Annotated in this window: 1 protein-coding gene; it reads left to right on the top strand. The window is 68.3% G+C overall.

Annotated elements, in window-relative coordinates:
• Positions 1–953: alcohol dehydrogenase catalytic domain-containing protein (locus AB0E63_RS46495; RefSeq protein ID WP_360381361.1), on the top strand; the 953-nt coding region annotated here is incomplete at its 5' end.
• Between the last annotated feature and the right edge of the window lie 110 nt (positions 954–1,063).

Here is a 1,063-nt window from a genome sequence, read left to right as displayed (position 1 = left end):
CGGTGACGATCTGCGGCACCGATCTGCACATCCTGAAGGGCGATGTGCCGACGGTCGAGCCGGGCCGGATCCTCGGTCACGAGGCGGTCGGTACGATCCTGTCCGTTGGCGACGGGGTTCGTGGTGTGGCGGTCGGCGATCGGATGCTGATCTCCTGCATCACGTCGTGCGGCCGGTGTGAGTACTGCCGGCAGGGTCACTACGGGCAGTGCCTCGGCGGTGGCGGCTGGATCCTCGGTCACCTGATCGACGGCACCCAGGCCGAGCAGGTCCGGGTCCCGTTCGCGGATCGGTCGGTGTACAAGCTGCCGGACAACGTCAGTGACGAGGCGGCGGTGCTGCTGGCCGACATCCTGCCGACGTCGTACGAGGTCGGCGTACTCAACGGCAAGGTCTGGCCGGGTGACACGGTGGTGATCGTGGGAGCCGGGCCGATCGGCCTCGCGGCGATCGCCACCAGCAAGCTGTTCAGCCCGACGCGGATCATCGTGGTCGACGCGGCCGACTCGCGGCGCAAGGCCGCGCTCGAGCGGGGCGCGGACCTCGCACTCGCCCCGGACGACGAAGTCGAGAAGACGGTTCGTGAGCTGACAGGTGGGCTTGGCGCCGACGTCGCGATCGAAGCGGTCGGAATCCCGGACACCTTCGAGCTGTGCACCCGTGTCGTCCGGCCTGGCGGGACGGTCGCGAACGTCGGTGTGCACGGTGCGCCGGCGACCCTGCACCTGGAGGATCTCTGGATCAAGAACGTCACCATCACCACCGGACTCGTCGACACTTCGTCGACCCCGCGGCTGCTGGCGATGCTCGCCGCCGGCCGGTTGGAGCTGCCCGGTCTGATCACTCACCGCTTCGGCCTCGACGAGATGCAGGACGCGTACGACGTCTTCTCGCGGCCCGCGGACACCGGCGCCCTGAAGGTCGCGCTCTTCACCGAAGCCGGCGTCGCATAGCAGCACCAAAGCCGCGGTCCGCGACCAGGAGTCGCGGGCCGCGGTCTTTTTGGTGCCGGCTCAAAACGGCACCCCCCACAAGCAGATAGGCTGAAACACCACGATTCGAC

It is taken from the genome of Kribbella sp. NPDC026596 (assembly GCF_040638415.1).
Classification (GTDB): Bacteria; Actinomycetota; Actinomycetes; order Propionibacteriales; family Kribbellaceae; genus Kribbella.
The sequence above is the reverse complement of the archived record's forward strand: the minus strand, read 5'-3'. Positions and strand labels throughout refer to the sequence as shown.